21 protein-coding genes and 1 pseudogene are annotated in these 24,431 nt (G+C 63.7%); 6 read left to right on the plus strand and 16 right to left on the minus strand.

All coding sequences use genetic code 11. From position 1 onward, the window contains the following. Window positions 1-77: 77 nt before the first annotated feature. The 13 genes and pseudogenes from X739_RS1000000171335 to X739_RS156985 form a co-directional block, all read right to left on the minus strand. Window positions 78-173, minus strand: a pseudogene (locus X739_RS1000000171335) (NfeD family protein); the annotation flags it as partial. Next, window positions 134-649, minus strand: coding sequence for an NfeD family protein (locus X739_RS157040; protein ID WP_023793881.1), 516 nt, complete (start codon window positions 647-649; stop codon window positions 134-136). The pseudogene X739_RS1000000171335 and the gene X739_RS157040, both read right to left, overlap by 40 nt. 14 nt (window positions 650-663) lie before the next feature. Beyond that, on the minus strand, window positions 664-1,614 hold the full coding sequence (locus X739_RS157035) for an SPFH domain-containing protein (RefSeq protein ID WP_015315843.1): 951 nt from the start codon (window positions 1,612-1,614) through the stop codon (window positions 664-666). A gap of 121 nt (window positions 1,615-1,735) precedes the next feature. Further along, complete coding sequence (locus X739_RS157030) at window positions 1,736-2,947, minus strand: FAD-binding oxidoreductase (protein WP_023781280.1); 1,212 nt, start codon at window positions 2,945-2,947, stop codon at window positions 1,736-1,738. Between the two features lie 52 nt (window positions 2,948-2,999). Next, a complete protein-coding gene (hemH, locus tag X739_RS157025; RefSeq protein WP_023793884.1) occupies window positions 3,000-4,064 on the minus strand; it encodes a ferrochelatase in 1,065 nt (354 codons plus the stop codon). A gap of 228 nt (window positions 4,065-4,292) precedes the next feature. Next, on the minus strand, window positions 4,293-6,374 hold the full coding sequence (locus tag X739_RS157020; RefSeq protein ID WP_023793886.1) for a 5'-nucleotidase C-terminal domain-containing protein: 2,082 nt from the start codon (window positions 6,372-6,374) through the stop codon (window positions 4,293-4,295). A gap of 211 nt (window positions 6,375-6,585) precedes the next feature. Further along, window positions 6,586-6,963 (minus strand): hypothetical protein, encoded by a 378-nt coding sequence (locus X739_RS157015; protein WP_023770500.1) that lies wholly within the window; start codon window positions 6,961-6,963, stop codon window positions 6,586-6,588. A 185-nt stretch (window positions 6,964-7,148) separates the two neighbouring features. Then, window positions 7,149-8,594 carry a homospermidine synthase gene (locus tag X739_RS157010; protein ID WP_023770499.1) on the minus strand — a complete coding sequence of 482 codons (1,446 nt, stop codon included), beginning with the start codon at window positions 8,592-8,594 and terminating at the stop codon, window positions 7,149-7,151. 152 nt (window positions 8,595-8,746) lie between these two features. Beyond that, window positions 8,747-9,676 carry a DUF3445 domain-containing protein gene (locus X739_RS157005; RefSeq protein WP_023770498.1) on the minus strand — a complete coding sequence of 310 codons (930 nt, stop codon included), beginning with the start codon at window positions 9,674-9,676 and terminating at the stop codon, window positions 8,747-8,749. A gap of 3 nt (window positions 9,677-9,679) precedes the next feature. Then, entirely contained in the window at window positions 9,680-10,342 is a 663-nt protein-coding gene (locus tag X739_RS157000) for an aminotransferase class IV family protein (RefSeq protein WP_031247674.1), read from the minus strand. Beyond that, window positions 10,291-11,433 (minus strand): aminodeoxychorismate synthase component I, encoded by a 1,143-nt coding sequence (locus tag X739_RS156995; protein ID WP_023770496.1) that lies wholly within the window; start codon window positions 11,431-11,433, stop codon window positions 10,291-10,293. Before X739_RS156995 ends, X739_RS157000 begins: the two co-directional genes overlap by 52 nt. A 174-nt stretch (window positions 11,434-11,607) precedes the next feature. Next, window positions 11,608-12,342, minus strand: coding sequence for an NADH dehydrogenase (locus tag X739_RS156990; protein ID WP_023770495.1), 735 nt, complete (start codon window positions 12,340-12,342; stop codon window positions 11,608-11,610). A 354-nt stretch (window positions 12,343-12,696) separates the two neighbouring features. Then, window positions 12,697-14,535, minus strand: a complete 1,839-nt coding sequence (locus tag X739_RS156985) for a M3 family oligoendopeptidase (RefSeq protein ID WP_023793892.1) — start codon at window positions 14,533-14,535, stop codon at window positions 12,697-12,699. Between the two features lie 191 nt (window positions 14,536-14,726). Here X739_RS156985 and X739_RS156980 point away from each other — a divergent pair, with 191 nt between their 5' ends. From X739_RS156980 to X739_RS01000000165905, 3 genes are all read left to right on the plus strand, one after another. Continuing rightward, complete coding sequence (locus X739_RS156980) at window positions 14,727-16,268, plus strand: sigma-54 dependent transcriptional regulator (RefSeq protein WP_023781288.1); 1,542 nt, start codon at window positions 14,727-14,729, stop codon at window positions 16,266-16,268. A 398-nt stretch (window positions 16,269-16,666) separates the two neighbouring features. After that, window positions 16,667-18,487 (plus strand): DUF882 domain-containing protein, encoded by a 1,821-nt coding sequence (locus X739_RS156975; protein WP_245273801.1) that lies wholly within the window; start codon window positions 16,667-16,669, stop codon window positions 18,485-18,487. Window positions 18,488-18,699: 212 nt separating this feature from the next. After that, window positions 18,700-18,855 carry a hypothetical protein gene (locus X739_RS01000000165905; protein ID WP_245273802.1) on the plus strand — a complete coding sequence of 52 codons (156 nt, stop codon included), beginning with the start codon at window positions 18,700-18,702 and terminating at the stop codon, window positions 18,853-18,855. Window positions 18,856-18,933: 78 nt separating this feature from the next. Here the strand turns inward: X739_RS01000000165905 and X739_RS156970 are convergent, their stop codons facing one another. After that, a complete protein-coding gene (locus X739_RS156970) occupies window positions 18,934-19,572 on the minus strand; it encodes a 2-dehydro-3-deoxy-phosphogluconate aldolase (protein ID WP_023793897.1) in 639 nt (212 codons plus the stop codon). Window positions 19,573-19,768: 196 nt separating this feature from the next. Between X739_RS156970 and X739_RS156965 the strand changes: the two genes are divergently transcribed. The 3 genes from X739_RS156965 (at window position 19,769) to X739_RS156950 (ending at window position 22,614) form a co-directional block, all read left to right on the plus strand. After that, on the plus strand, window positions 19,769-20,701 hold the full coding sequence (locus X739_RS156965; RefSeq protein ID WP_023793899.1) for a rhodanese-related sulfurtransferase: 933 nt from the start codon (window positions 19,769-19,771) through the stop codon (window positions 20,699-20,701). A 117-nt stretch (window positions 20,702-20,818) separates the two neighbouring features. Beyond that, window positions 20,819-21,556 carry a tellurite resistance TerB family protein gene (locus tag X739_RS156960; RefSeq protein ID WP_023793901.1) on the plus strand — a complete coding sequence of 246 codons (738 nt, stop codon included), beginning with the start codon at window positions 20,819-20,821 and terminating at the stop codon, window positions 21,554-21,556. Window positions 21,557-21,858: 302 nt separating this feature from the next. Then, window positions 21,859-22,614, plus strand: coding sequence for an SDR family oxidoreductase (locus X739_RS156950; protein WP_023793906.1), 756 nt, complete (start codon window positions 21,859-21,861; stop codon window positions 22,612-22,614). 33 nt (window positions 22,615-22,647) lie between these two features. Here the strand turns inward: X739_RS156950 and X739_RS156945 are convergent, their stop codons facing one another. Together X739_RS156945 and X739_RS156940 are read right to left on the minus strand one after the other, a co-directional pair. After that, window positions 22,648-23,022: a YciI family protein gene (locus tag X739_RS156945; RefSeq protein WP_023781295.1), complete on the minus strand. Its 375-nt coding sequence runs from the start codon at window positions 23,020-23,022 to the stop codon at window positions 22,648-22,650. 148 nt (window positions 23,023-23,170) lie between these two features. Further along, window positions 23,171-24,355, minus strand: a complete 1,185-nt coding sequence (locus tag X739_RS156940; RefSeq protein WP_023781296.1) for a pyridoxal phosphate-dependent aminotransferase — start codon at window positions 24,353-24,355, stop codon at window positions 23,171-23,173. Between the last annotated feature and the right edge of the window lie 76 nt (window positions 24,356-24,431).

Here is a 24,431-nt window from a genome sequence, read left to right on the forward strand (position 1 = left end):
GTCGCAAGAGCGACCCCGAAATGCATCATTCTAGCCTCGGCCTGACCTGAATCTCAACGCCTTGTGCGCTTGCGCCATCAGGAGGCTCGGACCTGTTCCACCGTCAGTTCCAGGTCCGTGTCCGCAGCGCTTGTCACACGCACCTGAGTGCCGGCGGGCAGATCGGGGNCAGACGTGTGCTCTTCCGATCTTGTTCCACCGTCAGTTCCAGGTCCGTGTCCGCAGCGCTTGTCACACGCACCTGAGTGCCGGCGGGCAGATCGGGGCCGGAGACACGCCACAGCGTGTCGCCTAGCTTGATGCGGCCACGGCCGTCGCGGATCGGTTCGGCGAGCGTCGCCATCCTGCCGACCATCTGGGCGCCACGGCGATTGAGCAGCGGCTGATCGGTTGGCTGGTCGTGTCCGCCCATGAGTTTCTTGCCGACAAAGGCTGAAACCAGCGACAGCACGAGGAATAGCAACACCTGGACCTGCCATGTCCAGATAGCGACATCCCAGATCAGCAGCGACACCGCGCCGACGATCAGAGCGGCGATCCCGATCCAAAGCATGAAGAAACCCGGTGCGATGACCTCTACCACCAGGAGCACGAAGCCCAGAACCATCCAGTTCCACGGCCCGAGTTCAGAAACGATGCGGTCGATCATGAGAGTGGCCTATCTCAGTTGTCGGAGGGCCTGACGACAGGCGGACGTGCTGCCTGCCTTTGCGCGCCGGTCGTGCCTTCGCTGCGAAAGACTTCCTTGGCGATTTCGCCGATACCGCCGAGTGAGCCGATCAGCGACGACGCCTCGAAGGGCATCAGCACGATCTTGCTGTTGGTGGCGGTGCCGATCTTGCCCAGCGCTTCGGTATATTTCTGGGCGACGAAGTAGTTCAGTGCCTGGACGTCGCCCTTGGAGATCGCTTCCGACACCACCTGGGTGGCGCGGGCTTCCGCCTCGGCGGAGCGTTCGCGCGCCTCGGCGTCGCGGAAGGCGGCTTCCTTGCGGCCCTCGGCTTCGAGGATCTGCGACTGCTTGAGGCCTTCGGCGGCCAGGATCTGCGCGCGCTTGTTGCGCTCGGCGGTCATCTGGCGGCCCATCGATTCGATCAGGTTGGCGGGCGGGTTGATGTCCTTGATCTCGACGCGGGTGATCTTGATGCCCCACGGATGCGCGGCCTCGTCGACGACGCGCAGCAAGCGCTCGTTGATGGCGTCGCGGTTCGACAACAGCTCATCGAGGTCCATCGAACCCATGACGGTACGGATGTTGGTCATCGTCAGGTTGAGGATGGCGTTCTGCAGGCCGGCAACCTGATAGGCGGCCTGTGCCGCATTGAGGATCTGGTAGAAAGCGATGCCGTCGACACCGACAATGGCATTGTCGCGGGTGATGATCTCCTGGCTCGGAACGTCGAGCACCTGTTCCATCATGTTCATCTTGGCGCCGATGCGATCGACGAACGGAAAGATGAGGTTCAGGCCGGGGCTCAGTGTCTTGGTGTAACGACCAAAGCGTTCGACGGTATAGTTGTATCCTTGTGGGATTGTCTTGATGCCCTTGAACAGCACCAGTACGACAAGCGCCACCAGAACAACGACCGCAATATCGAAACCACTGAAATCCATCTGGCCCTCCCTCAGAAGCAGGCCGCGCGAGCCATTCCCGCGCAACCGGCTTCACCAAAGACTTAAGTGTGTTTCAGGAGCGTTACAATCAGGTGATGAGGGATTGTTTGTGGGTATGCACTCAGCGGTTGAAGGCAAACATGCTTGCATCCGTGTCTTCAAGCCCGTCGATCGAAGCCGAGACGATCTCGGCGGCGATCCGCGAGAAGGTGATGCCGTTGCCGCCATAACCCATCACGGCGTGGATGCGCGGGTGCCTGGGAAGAGCGCCGATGTAGGGAAGGCCGGTGGTCGTGGTGCCGAAGGAGCCGGTCCAGGCAAATTCGGGCCTGACGTCGAGGTGCGGAAACATCAGGTCGAGTTTTGCGGCAATGCAGGCGCTCTTGTCGGCGATCAGTTTATCGCGCCGCGTCTCGTCGAGGAATTCCTCGTCCTCGCCGCCGCAGATGACCCGGCCATCGGCGGTTGCCCTGACATAGAGGTAGGGATCCGACGCCTCCCAGATGAACGCCGCGCCCGGCCAGAGCTTCCGTGGTTGTGGACATGTCGCAATCGCCCATGTCGAGATGACCCGGTGAGCGGCCGCCGGCACGATGTCGATCAGCTCGTAACCGGTGGCCAGGACAACATGCCGTGCCGTGATGGTGGGCCCGCCCGTGGTTGCCACGACCACCTCATCGGCGCTGCCCTCGATCGCCGTCGCTTCTACGGGAGCGTAAAAGCGTGCCTTGCGCTCCAGCGCCTTGAGCAGCAGCCCTGCCGTCAGCTTGCGCGGGTCGAGCGCGATGTTGCCATGGCTCAGGATGGCGCCACCGCGGTCGATGCCGAATGCTTCCGCCAGTGGCGCCGATGTAAGATAGGTCGCGCCGATGCCGGCCATCTGCCGCGCCTCGGCTTCCTCCCGGAGTTCCGATGGGCCGAGCACGGTGCCAGCCAGATAGAGCGATTGGGTGCGGCTCATGCCGCAGTTGATACCGAGTTCGGCGATGCGGGCGGCAAGATTGGAAACGGCCAGCCGCGAGCGTCGCCAGGCCTGCCGTGCCTGGCTCTTGCCGATCATCCCCGAGAGCGTTGAAAGCGGCTGGTCGATCTCGAATTGCACAAGCGCGGTGGTTGCCGCCGTCGATCCTTTCAGCGGCCCACGCCGGTCGATGCAGATCACCGCGTGAGCGTCGGCTGTCAGCGCCTCGGCCATCATGGCGCCGCTGATGCCCATGCCGACGATCAGCACATCGGTCTTGACGTCCCGGGTCAAACTGCCAGTCGGCACCGCGGGCGCCCGATAGGCGGACCAGACGGGCCGGCCAGTGCTGAGGTCAAGTTTGCGGAGCATCGGATTCCCCGGAGGCGCTGCTCAACGCTCCGGAGCTGGTGTTGTTCCGGTGTCAGACCCAGCCAGACAGTTCGCGCCGTACCATCGCTTCGATCACCGCCATGCCTTCCGGGCTGTCGTTGAGGCATGGTATGTGGGCGAAGTTCTTGCCGCCGGCGTGGTGGAAGGTCTCGGCCGCTTCGCGGCCAATCTCATCCAGCGTCTCGATGCAGTCGACGGAAAACCCCGGATTGACGATGGCGATCGACTTGGCGCCGTCCTTGGCCAGTTTCTCCACGGTCTTATCGGTGTAGGGCTGCAGCCATTCTTGCGCCCCGAAGCGTGATTGGAAGGTGGTGATCAGTTTTCTATCGTCCCAGCCGAGCCTGTCGCGCAGCAGCCGCGTCGTCTTCAGGCAATGGCAATGATAGGGATCGCCCTTCTCGAAATAGGGTTTTGGAATGCCGTGATAGGAGGCGATGATCACCTCCGGCTGGAAATCCAGGGTCGCCAGGTGCCGTTCGATCGAATTGGCCAGCGCCTCGATGTAGACAGGTTCATCATAATAGGGCGGCACGCCGCGGACGGCAGGTGCTGCCCGCATCTTCATCAAGGCGCGAAACAGCTGGTCGTTTGCGGTGGCGGTCGTCGTCGCCGAATATTGCGGATAGAGCGGGAACGAAAGGATGCGGTCGCAGCCTTGCGCGACCAGCCTTTCGGCGACGCTCGACGTCGAAGGGTTGCCGTAGCGCATCGCCCAGTCGACGACCACGTTGGGCAGATCGCGTAGTGCCTCGGCCAGTTTTTCGCCTTGTGCGCGGGTATAGGTTCGCAAAGGCGACTCGTTCTTCTCCCGATTCCAGATCCTGGCGTAGTTGGCGCCCGACTTCTTCGGTCGCGTGGTCAGCACCAGCCCATAGAGGATCGGATACCAGATCGCCTTGTTGAGCTCGATAACGCGTGGATCGGACAGGAACTCCCTGAGATAACGCCACATCGGCCTGAACTCGGTGCCGTCTGGTGTTCCAAGATTGACCAGCATGACCCCTACCTTGCCGGTCGTGACTGGCGGATGCCCGACCGGCCGTGGACCAGGGGCTTTCGCGGCTTTGGGATCGACAATAGTGGAAAGCGGCATATGGGTCTCCGAGACGTGAACCTAACCATCCTGCAGGAGCTTTCAATGCCGCGTCTGGCCGCACCTTGCAGCATGTCGCGGCGGATAGGATTCGCCCGGCCTGCCGTAAGCTTCTGATTTGTGCATATCGTGGTCCCGGAGGACACTTCCGGGCGACATGCATCAGGCCATAGAATTATAAACCCGTCCGGTTCCCCCGGGCGGGCGATGTGGCGGAACTGGGCGAAATTACTTCGCCGGGATGTTCAGTGTCGCGCCCGGCATAAGCCGATGCGGTTTTTGCCCCTTGTTCGCCTCATAAATGAGCTTCCACTTGGTCGCATCGCCATAGGCCTTCTTCGCCAGAGCCCAGTACGTATCGCCAGTCACGACGACATGGCCGCCGGTAGCTGGCGCGGCTTCAGCGGGCTTTGCCGGCTCGGCGGGCGCGGGCGTCGCCGGGGCAGGAGTGGCCGGCGCGGGAGCGGTCTTGGCAGGCTTCGCCGGTTCGTCAGGTGCCGGCGGAGCCGGTGGTGCAGGCGCGTTTTCCGTCGATATGGCCGGCGGCGTGTTGGCGATATCGCCTGAGTTGGCAGGCAATTCCGGCATGGCCGGTGCAGCCGGTTTAGCAGCCGGGGCCGGCGCCGGCGCTGCGGTCTGCGCGGGCTTTGCTGGTTCGGCAGGCTTGGTTGGTTCGGCGGGGGGAGCTGCCGCTGTCGTCGCGGCGATCTCGGTGATGCGGCCATCGAGCTTCGGCGTATAGGGCCGGTGCGCGCCGAGATAGTCGGCCACGACCTGTTCGAGGCCAGGGCCGTAATCATAGGCGTTCTTGGCCTTTTCGGCGAAGACCTTGTAGCCGTCGCCGCCCTGGCGGACATAGTTGTTGGTGGCGACCAGATAATCCTTGGTCGGATTGATCGGCGTCCAGACGCCGTTCTCCATCACCTCCACCGACTTGACGCGGCCGGCATTGGGCGCGACCGATCTGTCGAAGGAGTATTTGAGGCCCGCCACCTGCGGGAAGCGGCCGGCGCCGTCCTCGATCTGGCTGAGGCCGCCTTCGAGGCCGGCGACCAGGTCCTTGCCAGAAATCTGGAAGGTCGCCAGCGTGTTCTGGAACGGCAGCACGGTCAGCACCTCGCCCATGGTGACGGTGCCCTTGTCGATGGAGGCGCGCAGGCCGCCACCGTTGGAAATGACGACCTCGACGCCCTGTCCCTTGACGCGGTCGAGGATGGCGTCGGAGACGAGGTTGCCCATCGCACATTCCTTGGCGCGGCAGCTTTCGCGGCTGCCGTCGATGACGTCGGTGGTCTCGGCCACTTCCTTGTTCTTCAAGGCCTCGATCGGCGCGCCAAGCTCCTTGATGCGGGCGAGCGCGGCTGGGTCCGGCGTGATCGATTTGTCGAGATAGATCGGGTCGCCGCTTGCCGATTTGACGACCCCATTGTCGTCGAACACCACCTTGAACTCGCCGAGATATTTCGAATAGGACGCCGCCTGCACCACCGGCACCTTGTAGCCGCCGGGGTTGTCGACCATGGTCGGGTAGGGGCCAGCCGCCTTCGGATCGGTATTGGACAGAAGCGTGTGGCTGTGGCCGCCGACCACGATGTCGATGCCAGGGATCTTGGCAATGACGTCGCGCTCCCTGTTGTACCCGATATGGGTCACGGCGATGATCTTGTTGACGCCTTCTCCCTTGAGTTTCTCGACCTCGGCAGTGATCGACTTCACGTCGTCCTCGATTTGGATGTTGGGACCAGGGGAGGCGAGTTCGGGCGTGTCGTTGGTGACGGCGCCGATGATGCCGATCTTCTGTCCACCGACCTCGACGACGATCGACGGCTTGACGCGGTCGCCGAGCTTGGACTGCGCGTTGGCCTTGACGTTGGCGCCGAGCACCGGGAACTTGATCATGTCGAGAAACGGCGCCAGCGCCGCCTCGCCGTCGTCGAATTCATGGTTGCCGAGTGCCATGGCGTCGAACTTCATGTCATTGAGGAACTCGCCTTCGACCTTGCCCTTGTATGTCGTGTAGAACAGCGAACCCTGGAAATTGTCGCCGGCGCTGAGCAGCAACACGTTCTGGCCCTCCAGCTTCTTGCGTTCCTGGGCGATGGCGGTGATCAGCCGGCCGGCGCCGCCGATGCATTCGCCCTTGGTCTCCTCCTCGGCCGAGCAGGTCGATTCGTATTTGTTGTTGCCTTCGATGCGGCTGTGCCAGTCATTGATGTGCAGGACGTTCAGTGTGTAGTCGGCAAAGGATGCGCCGGCCGACAGGCCAAGCGTCGACGCGGAAAGGGCGGCAATGGCGGCAAGCTTCTTCATCTTCGTCTCCCGGTAGGCTGATCAGAGGCGTCTGGCGCCCTTGCTCGACTGGTATTACAGCCAGCGTTTCGATCATGTTCCCATCGCGTTCGGGCCGACGCAAGTGGAAATGCGGCGGTATCTCCAGGCGCGAAACCCGGGCTATTGCCGGCACAAAAAAGAACGGCGACCGAGGGGCCGCCGTCCTTTGTGACTGGAATGTTCGCCGAGTTCAGGTGCGCCGCGTCAGCACGAAATTCTGGCCGGCGGAGCTGGTGCAGTTGAGCTGGCTGGTCGACACCATCAGGCAATTGAAGCTTACCGGGGTTTGGCGGATCAGTGAGGTGCCGTTGATCTGCACCGAAGTGGCGCCGGTCATCGTATAGCTGCCATCGGCAAGCTTCTGTCCCGTGTCGGTGGCGACGGTCGTAAAGGTGCCGCCGGTGAAGGTCGACAGGCCAGTGCCCTTGGCATCGATCCAGGAACCTTCGACCCCTTTCGGGGCGGCGGCCATGGGCGGCGTATCTGGGCCGCTGGTGGCACAGGCAGCAAGCATCGAGGCAAGGGCGCCCGCCAGGCCCGTCGAAAGAACTTTGCGCGCAATCGTCATATGAAATCCTCTCCAAACGCGCCGTCCCACAAATCGGGCCGATTTCTGGGAATTGACGCGAACGTCCAAAGTGCCGGGGTATGCCTTAAGCGTTCAACGGACGCACATCGCCACCCCAGGCCGCCTCCCTTCAATCGCCCGATTTCCGGGCGATTGCAAGGCAATGGCGCATGGTCCGGGTGCTGCTATCGGACGAGGATGTTGCGGAATTGCCACGGGTCGCTTCGGTCGAGGTCCTCCGGGAAGAGGCCCGGGCGTCTGTCGAGCGGCGTCCAGTCGGTATAATAGCCCTTGACCGGTCCGAGATAGGGCGACTGCACGTCCAGGCAGCGTTTGTAATCCATCTCGTCGGCCTCGACGATGCCGGCGGCGGGATTTTCCAGTGCCCAGACCATGCCGGCCAGGACAGCCGAGGTGACCTGCATGCCGGTGGCGTTCTGGTAGGGGGCCAGCTTGCGCGCTTCGGCGAGCGACAGCTGCGAACCGTACCAGTAGGCATTCTTGTCATGGCCGTAGAGCAGGACGCCGAGTTCGTCGACACCGTCGACCAGTTCGTTCTCGTCGAGCACGTGGTGCACCGGTTGCGGCTTGCCGGCCGCACCGAACATCTCGTCCAGCGACAGCATCGCATCGTTGCAGGGATGGTAGGCGTAGTGGCAGGTCGGGCGGTATTGAACCTTGCCCTTCTTGGAGCGCACGGTGAAGAAATCGGCGATCGAGATAGCCTCGTTGTGCGTCACCAGCAGGCCATATTGCGGTCCCGGCGTCGGGCACCAGGAGCGCACGCGGGTGTTGGCGCCGGGCTGCTCCAGGTAGATCGCGGCCTTGGAGCCATGCTTGTGCTTCTTGCCGTTCTTGGGCATCCAGGTCTCATGCGTGCCCCAGCCGAGCTCGGCTGGCTGCAACCCCTCGGAGATGAAGCCCTCGACCGACCAGGTGTTCCAGAACACATCCATCGGCTTGGGCTTCTTGGTGCGCTGGGTGTCGCGCTCGGCGATGTGGATGCCCTTGACGCCGGCCTTCTTCATCAGCTTGGCCCAGCCCTCGCGGTCGTCCTGCGCGGGCTCGGAGAATTCCATGCCAAGATCGGTAGCGAGGTTGACCAGCGCCTGCTTCACGAACCACGACACCATGCCGGGATTGGCGCCGCAGGTCGATATCGCGGTGGCGCCACCCGGCTTGTCGTGCTTTTCCTTGATCAGCGCCTCGCGCAACGCATAGTTGGTGCGGCTGGCATTATCGGCCTTGGCGTCGAAATAGAAGCCAAGCCAAGGCTCGACGACGGTGTCGATATAGAGCACTCCGAGCTTGCGGCAGAGCCGCATCAGGTCCACCGAGCCGGTATCGACCGACAGGTTGACGCAAAAGCCCTGGCCGCCGCCATTGGTCAGAAGCGGGGTCAAAAGCTTCTTGTAGTTCTTCTCGGTCACCGCTTCCTGGACGAAGGCGATGCCACGCTCGTCGAGCAGCTTGCGATCGGCATCGCGGGGGTCGAGGACTGTCATGCGCGACTTGTCGAACTTGAAATGGCGCTCGATGAGCGGCAGCGTTCCGCGTCCGATCGAGCCGAAGCCGATCATCACCACGGGGCCGGTGATCTCACCGTAAACGGGCCAGTTTTCATTCGCCATTTTATCGGGCACTCCTTCAACTCCGTCCAAAAGCTGGGCAACCGCCTGCAAAAGCTGGACAACTGCGTGCAAAAGCCGGGCATTTTCGCCCAACGGCCATGCGCTACATCACAGATCATTGTCACAAACCAGCGAAAAGCGCCAACCAGCGACTACGCGTGCTTGGCCATGTGGTTAAGGACAGCGATCAGCCGATCGCGATCCGATGTCAGGCCCTTGTAGTCGAGCTGGGCGACATCGAGCGCTTCGAGCTGCGCGGCAAAGGACGCTGCCAGCGTCGCCCGGTCCGGGTGCCGCGCCAGCACGGCGAGCGGGTCAAGATGGATGCGGATGGTGAACAGGATGTCGCGTGAGGCGGGCAGTTTGCGCAGCGTCTGACGCTCGACCCGGATGAAGGCGTGCGTCTTCACGTCACTGTCGAGGAAACGCGTCGGCCGGCTGGTGGCCCGGTCGATGCGCTCGATATTGGACAGCGGATGGTAGAGTGCATCGCCTGATTGGATCGACCAATTGTAACGTTCGACAGCCTGGCCCTGCAGGCCATCGAACATCCGGTTGATCACATCGGCCGGCCTTGTGCCTGGGCCGAAGCCCGGCACCGGCTCGTGGATCTGCTGCAGCGGCTTGCCGAATTTTTCGACAAGCGACCAGGACGAGGGAAAGCACAGCGAACCCGCGGCGAGCCGCCAGCCGTCTTCGCCCCGCCGCATGAGGATCAGGTCTTCCTGGACCAGCAGCGAGGCCGCGACGAGGGGGGCGCCGGCGAGGCTGGAGGGGATCGTGGGACGGCTCGTCGCACCCACGACCGCAACGCCTGCATCGCTGCGCCGGTGGGTGTCGGGAAATCTTTCCGGCAGGTAAGCGCCGAGCAATTCGAGCACTTCCTGCTGGGCGTCGCGCGTACCGTCCTGCTCGACAAAGACTCGTTCGGGGATTTCGGCATAGAGCCGGCGCTTTTCGGCGAGGTAGGGCAGCAAATGGCCGTCTACCTCGATCCAGTCCGCGGGGTCGAGCGGCTTCAGCCCGATGGTGAAGAGTTTCGACGAGCCGTCATACGGCGTGTGGGCGGGTAGGGACGTCATGCCTCAGATCAGTCTTGCCGGGATCAGCCCGCGCAGCGAATTGCCGACGAACAGCGCCTTGGCGGATTTCAGGTCATTCAAGCTGTAGATTGCTTCACTGGCGCGGCCTTCATCCAGAAGCGCGCCGCGCAGTACGCCAGGCAGCAGGCCGCAGTCGAGCCGGGGTGTTGCCAGCACCCCGTCGCCGAAATCGGCGAAGACATTGGTGATCGTGCCTTCGCAGATCTCGCCGCGCTCATTGGCCAGCAGCACCTCATCGGCCTGGGTGACGAGGTATTCGGAGCGGGCATGGGTGTAGAGCTGCCGCCGGCTGGTCTTGTGGCGCAGCAGCATGTTGCTCGAACCGAGCCTCGTCCGCGCCAGCCGCAGCGCCCATATCTTGTCGGCGGCAAGCGGTTCATAGGGCTGCGCCGAGGCGTTGGCCTGGCCATTGCGCGACAGGGCGAGCCGCGTGCGCATGGCGACGGGCGATCGATCGACCGCGTTGCTCAGGACCTCGCCAACCCTTTGCGGATCATAGCTGAAGCCCAGTTCCGCCGCCGAGCCATAAAGGCGTGCAAGATGGCGATCGAGGCGCAGGAAGCCCGAGGCGGGCTCCCAGCGGATGGTCTCGATCAGCTCGAAACCGGCGGTGTCCCCGTCGCGAAGCGGGCTTTGAGCAGACATTCCTGGTACTCCTCTTCCGCGACCGAATCGAAGACGATGCCGCCGCCGACATTGTAGACGGCCTCGCCGCTGGCAAAGAGCGAGATGGTGCGGATCGCCACGGAAAAGCGCATCGTGCCGCCGGGTGCGATCCAGCCAATGGCGCCGCAATAGACATCGCGCGACGTGGCCTCGAGATCGTGCAGGATCTCCATGGCGCGGATCTTCGGCGCGCCGGTGATCGAGCCGCAGGGAAACAGCGCCGCGAACACCTGTCGTATCGAGAGGCCGGGCAGCAGCTTGGCCCTGACGTCGCTCACCATCTGGTGCACGGTCGGGTAGGTCTCGATGCGGAACAGTTCCGGCACCTCCAGCGTGCCGACCTCGCTGATCAGCGATATGTCGTTGCGCAGGAGGTCGACGATCATCCGGTTCTCGGCCTGGTTCTTCTCGTCATTGCGCAGGAAATTCTTCTGCCGCTCGTCCTGGTCCCTGGTTGCGCCGCGCGGTGCGGTACCCTTCATCGGATGCGTCTCGATCATCCCCGCCGCATCGATCTCGAAGAACAGTTCGGGCGAGCGCGACAGGACGATCGGATCGCCCAGCGCGATCAGGGCGCCATATTTCACCGGCTGACGCTCGGTCAGGGCGTCGAAGGCGGCGAGCGGATCGCCGGACCATTGCGCGTGCACCGGAAAGGTCAGGTTGCCCTGGTAGCAATCGCCTTGCCTGATGTGCCGATGCAACCGCGAGAACCGCTTCTCGTAGTCCTCGAACGACCACGTCGCCCTTGCGTCGAAGATCGGGCCGTTGGTCGGCGTGCTTGGCGGCGGCACCGCTTCTTCCTCAGGAGCATCGAAGACCCCGAGGCAGACCAGCGGGGCCCGGCGCCGGCCCGGCAGCAAGGGAACGAGTTTCGGTTCCAGCAGGTAACCGGCCTCGTAGGAGAAATAGCCGGCCAGCCATTTGCCGGCATCGTGCGCGGCCTGCGCCGCTTGCAGCGCCGCCGGGAAGTCCTTGGCCTCATGCGCGACGATGACATCGGCGGGCCGCTCGAAAACGAGCTGGCGCGCGCTTTCGTCGTTGCGGAAAATTGCGGCGGGCAGGGACATGGGAACCGGGATCGATGGAGCCGACGATCGCTCTATATGGGGGGCCGGACGCGCGCAATCGAGGGAACGGCACCCTGTCCCTCAAAGCCGACCTTTGCCGGATCGAACCTTGCCGGCAAAAGAAAGCGGCGGCGCCCTTGGCGCCGCCGGTCACAAGGCCTCTGTATCCTTCGTTCAGGTATTGCTGGCGGTTCCGGCCGTCGGAAACTGCTTGGCGAATTCGGCCTCGTTGCCAGCGGCGAGCAGCTTGGCCTGCTCGATCCAGCGTTCGCGCGCGATGCGGCCGTCGAAGTTCATCACGTCCTCGATCCGCTTGATGTCGGCTGATGTCCAGCCGGCGATCTGGGCGTATGTGGTGACGCCTTGCGCCTTGAGCAGCTTTTCGTTGACTGGGCCGATGCCGATCAGCCGGCGCAGATTATCAGGGTTGCCCGACGCCGGCTTGGCCGCCGGCGGTGCGGCCTTCTTGGCGGCTGCCGAACTCTTGGCCGCCGAAGCAGTGGCGGCCGCGGGTTTGCTCGCGGCGGGTTTGGCGGCGGCGGCTTTCGCCGGCGCGGCCTTTGCAACTGGTTTGGCAGGAGCAGCCTTGGCCGCCGCCGGAGCGGATTTGGCCGCGGCCGGCGTCGACATCAAGGCCGCCGGTGGCTGACTTGACGCCTTTGCTCCGCCGGCGCCCGACGAGGCCTGCGCCTCGCGCAGCTGACGCTCGAGGTCGGAGCGGGTCTTGCCGCATGCACCGAGTTCGCCGGTCAGGCGGTCGCTGTCGGCGCGCAACTTGTCGCGCTCGCTGCGGGTGCGATCGAGGTCGCCGCGAAGACTGTCGAGCTCACCGCGCAGGCGTCCCCAGATGAACCAGCCGACCAACACGCCTACCAACAACGCCAGGACCACGTAGAAAAAAGTGCCCATTGTCTCTCTCCAGTCAGATCCGTCTGCCGTGGGTCATGGCCTTCGGCGCAGGACTACTCGATGATGGTTCCGCGGTTCGCGGAACAGCCGGCTTCGGTCAAGCTGTCGGCGATTGGCTTTGCCTGCCCATGGCCAACGGCCGTTGTCGCGTTCGCCTGAGCGCCACGGCCGGCTGAGATTCCCTCGCCGATCCGCATTCGCTCCGGCTTAGCTTAAAGGGAAAGCTATCATAGAGCTTGCGGAAAGCTATGGGAAAATGTCGATGTAGAGTTCTTCAAGAACAAATATTTAGGGCAAGAATAGCGCGGCCCAAACATGCATTCCGGCTAACTGTTCTTGCTGGCGAGAGGCGTCTCAGTCGTCGAGCGTTTCCAGCTCGTCGATCAGGCCGCCGATCACGCCGAGCCCGATCTGCCAGAAGGCCGGATCGGTGGCGTCGAGGCCGAAGGGTGCCAGAAGCTGCGAATGATGCTTGGTGCCGCCGGCACGCAGCATCTCGAAATATTTGTCCTGAAAGCCGCGTTCGGCATTCTGGTAGACGGCGTAGAGCGAGTTCACCAGGCAGTCGCCGAACGCATAGGCATAGACGTAGAAGGGCGAGTGGATGAAGTGCGGAATGTAGGTCCAGAACACCTCGTAGCCCTCGCGCAACTTGATCGCGGGCCCCAGGCTTTCGGCCTGTACCTCCAGCCAGAACTCGCCCAGCCTGTCTGATGTCAATTCGCCGTTGCGACGCTCGGCATGCACCTTGCGCTCGAATTCATAGAAGGCGACCTGGCGCACCACCGTGTTGATCATGTCCTCGACCTTCTGGGCGAGCATGGCTTTGCGCTCGCGCCGGTCGGTGGTCTGCTCGAGCAGCGAGCGGAAGGTCAGCATCTCGCCGAAGACGGATGCCGTCTCCGCCAGCGTCAGCGGCGTCGAGGCCATCAGCGCGCCCTGGCCGGCGGCCAGCACCTGATGCACGCCGTGTCCTAGTTCATGCGCCAACGTCATCACGTCGCGCGGCTTGCCCATGTAGTTGAGCAGCACATAGGGGTGAGCCGAGGGTACGGTCGGATGTGCGAAGGCGCCCGGCGACTTGCCCGGACGCACCGGCGCGTCGATCCAGTTGCGGTCGAAGAAGGTGCGCGCGATCTCGGCCATCTCGGGCGAGAAGCGGTGATAGGCCGACAGAACCGTGTTCCTGGCCTCATCCCAGCCGATCACCCCTTGCGGCGTCTCCGGCAAGGGCGCGTTGCGGTCCCAGTGGTTCATCACTTCCATGCCGAGCCAGCGCGCCTTCATCGCATAATAGCGGTGCGACAGGCGCGGATAGGCCTCGCGCACGGCGGTGGCGAGCGCATCGACCACGCCGCGTTCGACGCGGTTGGCGAGGTGGCGTGAATCGGCAATGTCCTCAAAGCCGCGCCAGCGGTCCGAAATTTCCTTGTCCTTGGCAAGCGTGTTGGTGATCAGCGTGAAGGTGCGCAGGTTCTTGCGGAAGGTCGTGGCCAACGCCTCCGAGGCGCGGCGGCGGACCTCGCCGTCGGCATCCTGCAGGCGATTGAGGGCCGGCTCCAGCGTCAGTTCCTCGCCGTCGATATCGAAGCGAAGATCGGTCATCGTCTCGTCGAAGAGGCGGTTCCAGGCGCCGCGCCCGGTTATCGATTTCTCGTGGAAAAGCTGCTCGACGCGGTCCTCGAGCTGATAGGGCTTGTCCATCCTGAGATCGAGCACCCACGGGCGGTAATGCCCGAAGGCGGGATCGGCGGCCAGCGCGCCCTCGATCGCCGCATCGTCGATCAGGTTCAGCTCAAGCGCGAAGAACAACAGATGCGCGCTGGCGTCGGTCATCTTCTCCTGGATGTCGCCATAGAGCTTGGCGCGCTGCGGATCGGCGGTGTTGCCGGCATAAACGAGGCCGGCATACGAGACGATACGGCCGATCAGTTCCTCAAGTGCCTCGTACGCGGCCAGTGCCTCCCCCAGCCTGCCGGTACTGCCGCGCCCGGCCTCGGCGGCGAGCGTGCCTTTCCAGCGGGCCTCGAATGCGACGGCGTCGGCGGCCGCCTTGGCAATGTCACGCTTCAGTTCCGGCGCGTCCATGCCGGCATAAAGGTCGGCGAGGTTCCATTCCGGCAGATCGCCAAGCCCGGCAGCGCCCTGACCGGACGCTGGCGCTGCAATCCGCCGATCAAACATCATGCGCATCGAGATACCTTCTTTGAATCAAGTGGCCTGGGTTGAATCACGTGGCCGCAATCACGGAGCCGGACTCAACGGGAATAGAGAAGCCCGTCAAATCCTAAGGAATTCGTTCACCGGGTTTTTTGAAACCTTATTTAGAACCCTGTGCCAAGATGATCCATGGGGTTTTCGGGCGCGGGCGAAGCAAGACAGTCATGACAGGTTCCATACTCATAGTCGATGACGATCCCGTGCAGCGCCGGCTGCTCGAGGCCGCGGTGACGCGGTTCGGCCATACCGCGATCGTTGTGGATGGCGGTACCGCCGGCCTCGAAGTTCTCGACGGGCCTGGCGCCCGCGATGTCTCGGTCGTGATCCTCGACCTTGTCATGCCCGGTCTCGACGGCATCGGCGTGCTGAAGGCGATGCGCGAGCGCGACATCAATACGCCGGTCATCGTGCAGACCGCGCAGGGCGGCATCGAAACCGTGGTTTCGGCGATGCGCCACGGCGCTTTCGATTTTGTCGTCAAGCCGGCTTCGCCCGACAGGCTACAGGCCTCGATCTCCAATGCGCTCAAGGTCGAGGCGGTAGAGGGCGAGGTCAAGCGCACGTCGCGAAAACGCGGCGGGCTGCTGACCTTCAGGGACATGATCACCCACAGTCCGGCCATGGACCGGGTGATACGTCTCGGCCAGAAAGCGGCGGCCTCTCACATCCCGATTCTGATCGAGGGCGAGTCCGGCGTCGGCAAGGAATTGGTGGCGCGTGCCATCCAGGGCAGCGGCGACCGCCGCTCGAAACCCTTCGTCACCGTCAATTGCGGCGCCATTCCCGACAATCTGGTGGAATCCATCCTGTTCGGCCATGAGAAAGGCTCGTTCACCGGCGCCACCGACAAGCACACCGGCAAATTCGTCGAGGCGCATTCCGGCACGCTGTTCCTCGACGAGATCGGCGACCTGCCGCTCGACGTTCAGGTCAAGCTGCTGCGCGCAGTCCAGGAAGGCGAGGTCGATCCGGTCGGCGGCCGCTCGACCGTCAAGGTCGACATCCGGCTCATCTCGGCGACGCACCGCAACCTCCTGCAACAGGTCAAGGACGGCAAATTCCGCGAGGATCTGTTCTACCGGCTGAACGTCTACCCGATCTTCGTGCCGCCGCTGCGCGACCGCCGCGACGACATTCCCCATCTGGTCACGCATTTCATGGAGAAGGTGGCGCCGGCCGACCCGCGCCATCGGCTGAAAGGCATTTCGGCGGCAGCACTTGCGGTGCTGCAGGCTTATGACTGGCCCGGCAACATCCGGCAGCTCGAAAACGCCGTCTTCCGCGCCTCGGTGCTGTGCGAAGGCGATGTGTTGACCGCCGATGATTTCCCGCAGATCCGGGCGCAGGTGGAAGGCACCGTCAATCTCGACCGGGACGACACGTTGGCAGCAAGCAGCGCTGCGCCGCCGCCGTCGCTGGAGCCGCGCGACGAGGACGTTGTGCCCGACCGGATGGCTCCGGCGGCTGTGCTGCCGGCCGGGGTCCAGTCCCGATTCGGCATGCTGCGGGCGCTCGACGAGCGTGGCAATGTGCGTGCCCTGGCCGATGTCGAACTTGAAATGATCAAGCTCGCCATTGACCATTACAATGGCCAGATGAGCGAGGTCGCCCGCCGGCTCGGCATCGGTCGCTCGACGCTCTACCGCAAGCTCAAGGAATACGGCATCGACCCGGAAACCGGCCGCGTAGACAGGCTCGCTTCCTGAACCGCAAGGCCGGGGCCAGCTTCCTCCGCCATTATCTGGTCTGACAGAGCGCCGTCGCCGGATAATGGCGGCTCTCGACGGGGTATTGTTCACGCATTGAGGCCGGCGGTAACAGATCGTGTTCGACCAAAGCCGGAATCTTAATGTAAACCAGCGGTTTACCAACATACCTTGCGGACAATTTTTGACGGGATATCGCCATGGTCTTACCGCATTTTGGCTTCAATAAGCGATGATTAACCATTAGGATCGATATTCGGATGTGAAAATGACACGTCCGTTTGGGGAAATCCGGGGACAAACGGCAGCCTGCAAGGCCTTTTGATTTGAATAGAATCGAACGACTCACAAACGGGCGGCACTATCATTTGAGCGTCTGGCCGAGATGGTTGGCGGCGGTGATTGTCGCATTTGGTCTTGTTGCAGCGGCCGCTACTGGCGCCCAGGCCGAAGTTCGTTCGCTGAAGCTCTACCATCTCCACACGCATGAGAAGGCGGAGATCGTCTACAAGCGCAATGGTCGCTACGTTCCCGAAGGCCTGAGGAAGATCAACATCATTCTGCGCGACTGGCGTCGCAACGAGCCGACCAAGATGGACCCGCGTCTGCTGGACCTGGTCTGGGAGGCGTATCGGGAAAGCGGCGCCACCGATTATATCCAGGTCGTCTGCGGCTACCGTTCGCCGTCGACCAATTCGATGCTGCGCAGCCGCAGCCGCGGTGTCGCCGAAAAGAGCCAGCATATGCTTGGCAAGGCGATGGATTTCTACATTCCCGGCGTACCGCTGAGGAAATTGCGCAACATCGGCCTCAAGATGCAGGGCGGTGGCGTCGGCTATTACCCGACCTCCGGTTCGCCATTCGTCCACATGGATGTCGGCAATGTGCGCCACTGGCCCGGCATCAGCCGCCAGGAACTGGTCAGCCTGTTCCCCAATGGCAAGACGCTGCATGTGCCGAGCGATGGTCGGCCGCTGCCCGGCTATGAACAGGCGCTGGCCTCCTACAAGTCGCGCAAGGGTTCGGGCACACCGAATATCGAAGTGGCCAGCGCCGGCGGCAGCGGCAAGAAATCCGGCGGGTTCCTCGCTGCCTTCTTCGGCGGCGGCGGCGACGACGAGGCCGACGACAGCGCCGACGTCGAGACCGCTTCGGCCGCACCTGCGCCCAAGGCTAGAAATCTGAAGCCGGCCGTGACAGCCAAGAGCGGCAACATGCCTGGCATCGCCATCGTGGCCCCCGAGAATGCCCAGCGCGCCGATATTCCGCGGATTGCCGACGAGCAGGCTCCGGAACCGGAGAAGGACACGCCGGAGACAATCATCGCGGCGCTGCCGGCCAAGGAAATCCCGCTGCCCGATTTCGCGCCGCGGCCGAAGGCCGATGTCGGCGCACAGACGCCTGAAAACGTTCCCTTCGCCACGGCGGATGCGACGGCCACCACGGAACAGGCCGTGGCGACCGCGCAGGCGCCGGCGAACATGCCTTTCGGCAAGGCCGATCCGGCAGTGCTAGCAGCGGCCGCGGCCGCCGATCCGGCGCAGGTCGCCGTCAACAACATCCCCTTGCCGACATGGCGTCCCGAACGCACGCTGCCGGCGGATCTTGCGCCGCCGCCCAGCAAGGATGTGCTGATGGCGCTGGCCGAAACGGCTGACCAAGGCAAGACCGCGACGGATGCGTTCTCCGTGGTGCCGACGGCGCGTCCCGAGCCGGCCAAGCCGGATGCCGTCAAGGCCGTGCTCGACGAGGCCAATGCCAATGCCAAGGTCGGCGCCGCCGACGAATATCAGCTGGCCTCGCTATCCGTAGAACCGCGTTCGGCCTTCAACGATCCGTCTGGTATCGATGCGGCATCGCCGCGCCAGGCTGTTGCCGGCCGGCCGGCCGGTTCGGATCCGGCCGCCGCGATCGGCGCCGGTGTGAAGACGACCCGCAAGGAAGCCAGGGCCACCGCCCGCGATCAGAAGCCCGGCCCCAGGGCCGTGGTGGTTGCCGCGGCGCCGCAGGCCGCCCGCTGGGCACTGACCAGCGGCGAGAACGTCGCCACCGTTTCGAGTGCGACGACCGCGCCGGGTTACGCCTACAACATCGTGCATACGCCGCCGAGCGAGGTCTATACGGCCGGCTTCCAGCAGGACAATCAGGTCGCCGACGCCAATCGCTTTACCGGCAACGCCGTCAAATTCCTGTCCGTCGCCCGCTTCCAGACGAAGTAACGAGCAGGCCGCAACATGCTGAGGCCGCGCCGGGCGACCCGCGCGGACTTTTGCTAACCCAGAGTGCGATACAGGCGGTTTCCGATCCCTGAGGATCACGCGCGGCTGAACTTCTCGTGAAGCGGGAACGGCTCACTCATTTCCGGTTTGGTGCGGGTACGCTCCAACCCGACGATACTCATGAAAAAGATTCTACTGGCAGCAGTTGTGGCGTGGCGGCAGCATCGGCCGCGATCGCTCCGTCACAGGCGGAGACCGTTGTCGTCAAGACCGACAATCATATGCACATGATGAAGAAGCATTGCCGCGCTGAGGTGGTGACGCACTGGCGGCACCATCGCAAGGAGACGGTGAAGGTCTGCAACTGATCGCAATCTGGATTAGCCAGTTAAAAAAACCCGGTCGACGCTGGTCGGCCGGGTTTTTTCATGCCGTCCGGAAAGACGCTATTTCCCGAGCTCGCTGGCAGCGCGTGCGAGCGCTTCGATCTCGTCCCACTTGCCGGCCTTGACCATGTCGTCGGGCGCCACCCACGAGCCGCCGACGCAGATGACATTGGACAGGCTGAGATAATCGGCCGCGTTCTTGCTGGTGATGCCGCCGGTCGGGCAGAATTTGACGTCCGCCAGCGGCGAGGCAAAAGCCTTGAGCGAAGCGATGCCGCCGGACTGTTCGGCCGGGAAGAATTTCAGGAAGCGCAGGCCGGCTTCGCGCGCGGCCATGATCTCGCCGGGCGTGATGGCGCCGGGCAGCAGCGGAACCTCGCTGTCGGAGGCGGCAGCCAGAAGCTCGCGGGTGATGCCGGGGCTGACGATGAAGCGCGAACCGGCCGCGGCCGCTTCGTCGAACTGGCTGGCATCCAGAATAGTGCCGGCGCCGACAATGGCTTCGCCGACTTCGCCCGCCACGCGACGGATCGCTTCGAGCGCATCCGCGGTCCTAAGCGTGATCTCGATCGCCGGCAAACCGCCGCGCGCCAGGGCACGGGCCAGCGGCACCGCATCGGCAACGTTGGCGATCTTCAACACCGGGATGACCGGCTGGCCATTGAGGAGCGACAGGAGGTTCTCGGGCTTGCTGGACATTCGGTCTCTCCTTGTCGGCGGCGTATCGATGGGATTTCAACCGATTAGCAGACCGGTATTGCCATGTCCACGGAACCGGTCGCGGCGCGATGTCACGCGTTGCCGCTCAGCTTAAAGGTTCTCGACATGGCCATGACAGACGGATCGAACCCGTTTCACTTGAATCGGCTTCTACTAGCGTCTAGTTGCTCTGGCAATGACAACACTGTCCGCGCCATCCCAGCCAGTCCGCGTCGCCGCACTCTACCGTTTTGCCCGGCTCGATGCTTTCGAGGCGTTGCGCGCGCCGCTTGCTGCCTTTTGCTGCGGGCGCGGCATCAAGGGCACGCTGCTCCTGGCGCATGAGGGCATCAACGGCACCGTCGCCGGCAGCGACGAGGCGATCGCCGCGCTGATCGAACAGATCGAAGCGATCGACGGCCTGTCAGGTCTCGAGGTCAAGTACAGCAGTGCCGCGGCCATGCCATTCCATCGCATGAAGGTGCGGCTGAAGCGCGAGATCGTCACCATGGGCGTCGAGACCATCGACCCGGCGGCAAGTGCCGGCACCTATGTGGAGGCGGGCGACTGGAATGCGCTGATCTCGCAAGCCGACACGATCGTCATCGATACGCGCAATGCCTATGAGGTCTCTATCGGCAGCTTCAAGGGCGCCGTCGACCCGGCGACGGCGAGCTTTCGCGAATTCCCGGCCTGGGTCGAAGCGCATCGGGCGGATCTCGAAGGACGCAAGGTTGCGATGTTCTGCACCGGCGGCATTCGCTGCGAAAAGGCGACCGCCTATGTGAAGTCGCTCGGCTTCGAGGACGTGTTCCACCTCAAGGGGGGCATCCTCAAATACCTTGAGGAGGTTCCAGCGGAGCAGAGCCTGTGGCAAGGCGAGTGCTTCGTCTTCGACGAGCGGGTTTCGGTGTCGCACGGCCTCGCGGTGGGCAACGGGGAACTCTGCCGCGCATGCCGCCATCCACTGATGGAGAGCGACCTGGTGTCGCCGAAATATGCCGTCGGGGTTTCCTGCCCGCACTGCTTCGAAGCCCGCTCGGACGAAGACCGAAAGCGCTACGCGGAGCGGCAGCGACAGGTCGAGCTCGCGCAAGCCCGGGGTAGGGGACCGCACATCGGGTCCTGATCGAGGGCACCGGAGCCCAGCAAACCGGGGCTCTGTCATTGCAATGGCAACCCTCGGGACCTACCTCTTCGGCGTTCGAAACCTGCCCGTTCGGCCGGGCAAATCCTGGAGGCGTTGATGTTCGATCCCAAGAAGCTTCTCGACGATCTGCTCGGCTCGCAAGTTCCCGGTGCCAGCGGCACGGTCCGCGACAAGGCCGGCCAGGCGGTGCAGATGGCCAAGGACAATCCGCTGGCCGCCGGCGCGCTGGCCGCCGTGCTGCTTGGGACCGGCGCCGGCCGGCAGGTGACGGGTGCCGCGGTGAAGCTCGGCGGCTTGGCCGCCATCGGCGGTCTCGCCTACAAGGCCTACCAGAACTACAAGGCCGGCAACGCACCGGAACAGGCGCCCGCCGCCAGCGAGCCGGAATTGCTGCCGCCGCCCAAGGACACCGCCTTCCACCCCTCGCAGGCGCCGCAAGGCGAGGACGAGTTCACGCTGACCCTGGTGCGGGCGATGATCTCGGCGGCTAAGGCCGACGGCCATGTCGACGACGAAGAACGCCGGAAGATCGCCGGCAAGCTCAGCCTCGCCGGGATCGGCACCGATGCGGAAAAATTCCTGATGGCGGAGTTAGAGAGCCCACTCGACCTCGACGCGCTGGTGGCGGGTGCTCATACCGATGCGCAGAAGCTCGAACTCTACACGGCGTCGCGCCTCACCATCGACCCCGACTCGCGCGCCGAGCGCGGCTATCTCGACCTGCTCGCCGGACGGCTTGGCCTGCCGGACGCGCTGGTCGACCATGTCGAGGCGACGGTTTCCGCGGCCAAGGTGCCGGCCAAGGCAGGAACTTCACCCAATCCGCGCTGGTAAGGTCAAATCGGCACAGGCGGGCCTTCCGGCGTTAGTCTTTCGTTAACTCAGGAAGCGCATGATTCTACACAGTCGGATCGGCTTTTCCTCCTCCCAAGCCCGGTCCAGATCAGGGCGGTCGCCAATGACCGCCCTTTTTGTCGGCCCATGCAGGCTGCCCTCCAACCAAATGGCTTCACTTTTCGAGGGCATGTCCCGGTGGCCGCGCTTGCCATCGCTGCCATCATTTGCGATGCCTTCTCCACTCGAACCAAATTTGTAGATCAGGCGAGCACGCACTGCGCTGCCGGAGGACATCAGCCATGACCGAGCAAAGAACCGCCATCGTCACCGGCGCCGGCACCGGGATCGGAAAGAGCGTAGCCACGGCATTGCTCAAGGCCGGCTGGAACACGGTGTTCTGCGGGCGCCGCAAGCCGGTGCTGGATGCCGCGATCGCCGAGGCCGGACCGACCGAGGCCAGGGCGTTGGCGGTTGCCTGCGACATCAGCAAGGCCAGTGAAGTCGACGATCTGTTCGAGACCGTGGCGGAGGCTTTCGGGCGGGTCGATCTGCTCTTCAACAATGCAGGCATGGGCTACAAGTCGACGCCGATCGACGAAATCCCGATCGAGGTCTGGAACGATGTCGTCGGCGTCAACCTCACCGGATCTTTCTTGTGCGCGCGCGCGGCGTTCGGCGCCATGCGCAAGCAGAAGCCGATGGGCGGCCGCATCATCAACAATGGTTCGGTGTCGGCCTATGCGCCGCGCCCGGGCTCGGTGCCCTATACGGCGACCAAGCACGCCATCACGGGCCTGACCAAGACACTGGCGCTCGATGGCCGCCCCTATGACATCGCCTGCGGACAGATCGACATCGGCAATGCATTGACCGACATGGCGCAGCCGATGACCGTCGGCGTGCCGCAGGCCAATGGCTCGATATCAGCCGAAGCGGTGATGGATGTCCAGCACGTCGCCGACGCGGTCGTGCACATGGCCAGCCTGCCGCTCGACGCCAACGTGCTGTTCATGACCGTGATGGCGACCAAGATGCCGTTCGTGGGGCGCGGGTGAGCAGCGGGTGCTGGCGGCGCTTTTGCCCGTGTCTCATTTTTCCGCCAGCGGCACGCCGGGCTTGAAGAGCAGAATGGGCCTTATCTCGTAAACGGCGGTTGGATTAACACGACGAAGGTCGCGGGCGATCTCGATGGCGTCGTCCCTGGTGATGCAATCGACGACATAGAGGCCGAGCAACTGTTCCTTGGTCTCGGCAAAGGGCCCATCGATGATCACACCGTCGCCCGGGCCGCGCAAGGTGCAGGCATCCCGTGTCGTTCCCAGGCGCGCCGACGGCCCAAGCGTGCCTTCCGCATGAAGCCTGGTGTTGATCTTGAGCAACTCGGCCATCAGCGCCGCATCTTCCCGCGGCGTCAGCGCCTCGATCGCATCTTCCACGTGATAGGCAAGGATTGCATAGAACATCCGAGATCCCTCATTGGTCCTGATACCGGAGTTCGTAGCCGTTTTCGGTACGCCCGCACAGCCTCTGGCTACGCGCCTCCGGACGGCTCATGACACCGTCATGGAATGCGGTGGCAGGCTATCCGGCTCGCGCGGCGGACGCTGAAGCTCATCTGGCCAGGAATGCCCCGATCCGTTCCAGCGCGCGCAGGATGTTTTCCTCGGAATTGGCGTAGGAAAGCCTGACATAGCCTTCGCCGAGGATGCCGAAATCGGGACCGCCGATCAGCGCCACGCCGGCCTCGTCGAGCAAAGCGGAGGCGAGTTTCTTTGCCTTCCAGCCGGTCTTCGAGACATTGGGGAAGGCATAGAACGCACCTTTGGGCGTGATGCAGGAGATGTTTGGCAGGGCGTTCAGGCCTTCGACCACGATTTTCCGGCGGTTGTCGAAGGCGCGCATCATGGTGTCGACGTCGTCCTGCGGGCCGTCGATCGCCGCGATGCCGGCGAACTGGCTTGGCGCGTTGACGCAGGACCAGCAATTGACCGCCAGCTTGCGAACCTTGTCGTAGAGGTGGGCGCCCTTGTCGCCGTTCGGCCAGATCGACCAGCCCATGCGCCAGCCGGTCATCGCCCAGGTCTTGGACCAGCCGTTGAGCACGATCAGCCGGTCGCGGATCTCGGGAAAGCCAAGCAGCGAGCAATGCGTCTCGCTATCATAAGTCATGACATCGTAGATTTCGTCGGAGAGAATGGCGACGTCTGGATGCTTATCAAGCCCGTTGACCAGCTTCTCGATCTCGGTGCGCGGGGTGACGCCACCGGTCGGGTTGGCCGGCGAGTTGAGGATCAAGAGCCTGGTCTTCGGCGTGATCAGCCCCAGCGTCTCTTCGGCCGAGAAGGCGAAGCCGTTCTCCTCGCGCATCGGCACGGGAATGGGGGTTGCACCGGTGAACTCGATCATCGAGCGGTAGATGGGAAAGCCGGGGTCTGGATAGAGGATCTCGGCGCCGGGCTCGCCGAACATCAGGATAGCGGCGAACATGGTTGGCTTGCCGCCGGGCAGGATCATCACCGCCTCCGGCGAGACCTCGACGCCGGTGGTCGTCAGCGTGCGCCGCACCACCGCCTCGCGGGTCGCCAGCAAGCCATTGGCCGGCGTGTAGCCATGGTGGCCGTCACGCAGCGCCTTGATCGCCGCCTCGACAATGTGTTGCGGCGTCTTGAAGTCGGGCTGACCGATGCCGAGGTTGACGATGTCACGGCCCTGGCTCGCCAGCGCCGTCGCCCGGGCCAGCACGGCAAAAGCGTTTTCCTCGCCGAGCCGGTCGAAGGCCGAAATCGTGTGGAGCATTTTTCCCGTCCCTGTGGTTCTTACTGTTGGCGAGCGTTTTTGTGAGCGTCCGCCCGCAAAAGTCAAACGGATTGGA

Source organism: Mesorhizobium sp. LNHC209A00 (assembly GCF_000502915.1).
Lineage (GTDB): Bacteria > Pseudomonadota > Alphaproteobacteria > Rhizobiales > Rhizobiaceae > Mesorhizobium.

Excerpts from the sequence above, each read along its gene's own strand:
- X739_RS156960 (WP_023793901.1), top strand. The coding sequence starts at position 20,819 with ATGTTCGATCCCAAGAAGCTTCTCGACGATCTGCTCGGCTCGCAAGTT.
- X739_RS156995 (WP_023770496.1), bottom strand. The coding sequence starts at position 11,433 with ATGTCCCTGCCCGCCGCAATTTTCCGCAACGACGAAAGCGCGCGCCAG.
- X739_RS156945 (WP_023781295.1), bottom strand. The coding sequence starts at position 23,022 with ATGTTCTATGCAATCCTTGCCTATCACGTGGAAGATGCGATCGAGGCG.
- X739_RS157010 (WP_023770499.1), bottom strand. The coding sequence starts at position 8,594 with ATGGCGAATGAAAACTGGCCCGTTTACGGTGAGATCACCGGCCCCGTG.
- X739_RS157000 (WP_031247674.1), bottom strand. The coding sequence starts at position 10,342 with ATGTCTGCTCAAAGCCCGCTTCGCGACGGGGACACCGCCGGTTTCGAG.
- X739_RS156980 (WP_023781288.1), top strand. The coding sequence starts at position 14,727 with ATGACAGGTTCCATACTCATAGTCGATGACGATCCCGTGCAGCGCCGG.
- X739_RS157030 (WP_023781280.1), bottom strand. The coding sequence starts at position 2,947 with ATGCTCCGCAAACTTGACCTCAGCACTGGCCGGCCCGTCTGGTCCGCC.
- X739_RS156985 (WP_023793892.1), bottom strand. The coding sequence starts at position 14,535 with ATGCGCATGATGTTTGATCGGCGGATTGCAGCGCCAGCGTCCGGTCAG.
- hemH (WP_023793884.1), bottom strand. The coding sequence starts at position 4,064 with ATGCCGCTTTCCACTATTGTCGATCCCAAAGCCGCGAAAGCCCCTGGT.
- X739_RS156950 (WP_023793906.1), top strand. The coding sequence starts at position 21,859 with ATGACCGAGCAAAGAACCGCCATCGTCACCGGCGCCGGCACCGGGATC.
- X739_RS156990 (WP_023770495.1), bottom strand. The coding sequence starts at position 12,342 with ATGGGCACTTTTTTCTACGTGGTCCTGGCGTTGTTGGTAGGCGTGTTG.
- X739_RS157035 (WP_015315843.1), bottom strand. The coding sequence starts at position 1,614 with ATGGATTTCAGTGGTTTCGATATTGCGGTCGTTGTTCTGGTGGCGCTT.
- X739_RS157020 (WP_023793886.1), bottom strand. The coding sequence starts at position 6,374 with ATGAAGAAGCTTGCCGCCATTGCCGCCCTTTCCGCGTCGACGCTTGGC.
- X739_RS157015 (WP_023770500.1), bottom strand. The coding sequence starts at position 6,963 with ATGACGATTGCGCGCAAAGTTCTTTCGACGGGCCTGGCGGGCGCCCTT.
- X739_RS157005 (WP_023770498.1), bottom strand. The coding sequence starts at position 9,676 with ATGACGTCCCTACCCGCCCACACGCCGTATGACGGCTCGTCGAAACTC.
- X739_RS156970 (WP_023793897.1), bottom strand. The coding sequence starts at position 19,572 with ATGTCCAGCAAGCCCGAGAACCTCCTGTCGCTCCTCAATGGCCAGCCG.
- X739_RS156940 (WP_023781296.1), bottom strand. The coding sequence starts at position 24,355 with ATGCTCCACACGATTTCGGCCTTCGACCGGCTCGGCGAGGAAAACGCT.
- X739_RS156965 (WP_023793899.1), top strand. The coding sequence starts at position 19,769 with ATGACAACACTGTCCGCGCCATCCCAGCCAGTCCGCGTCGCCGCACTC.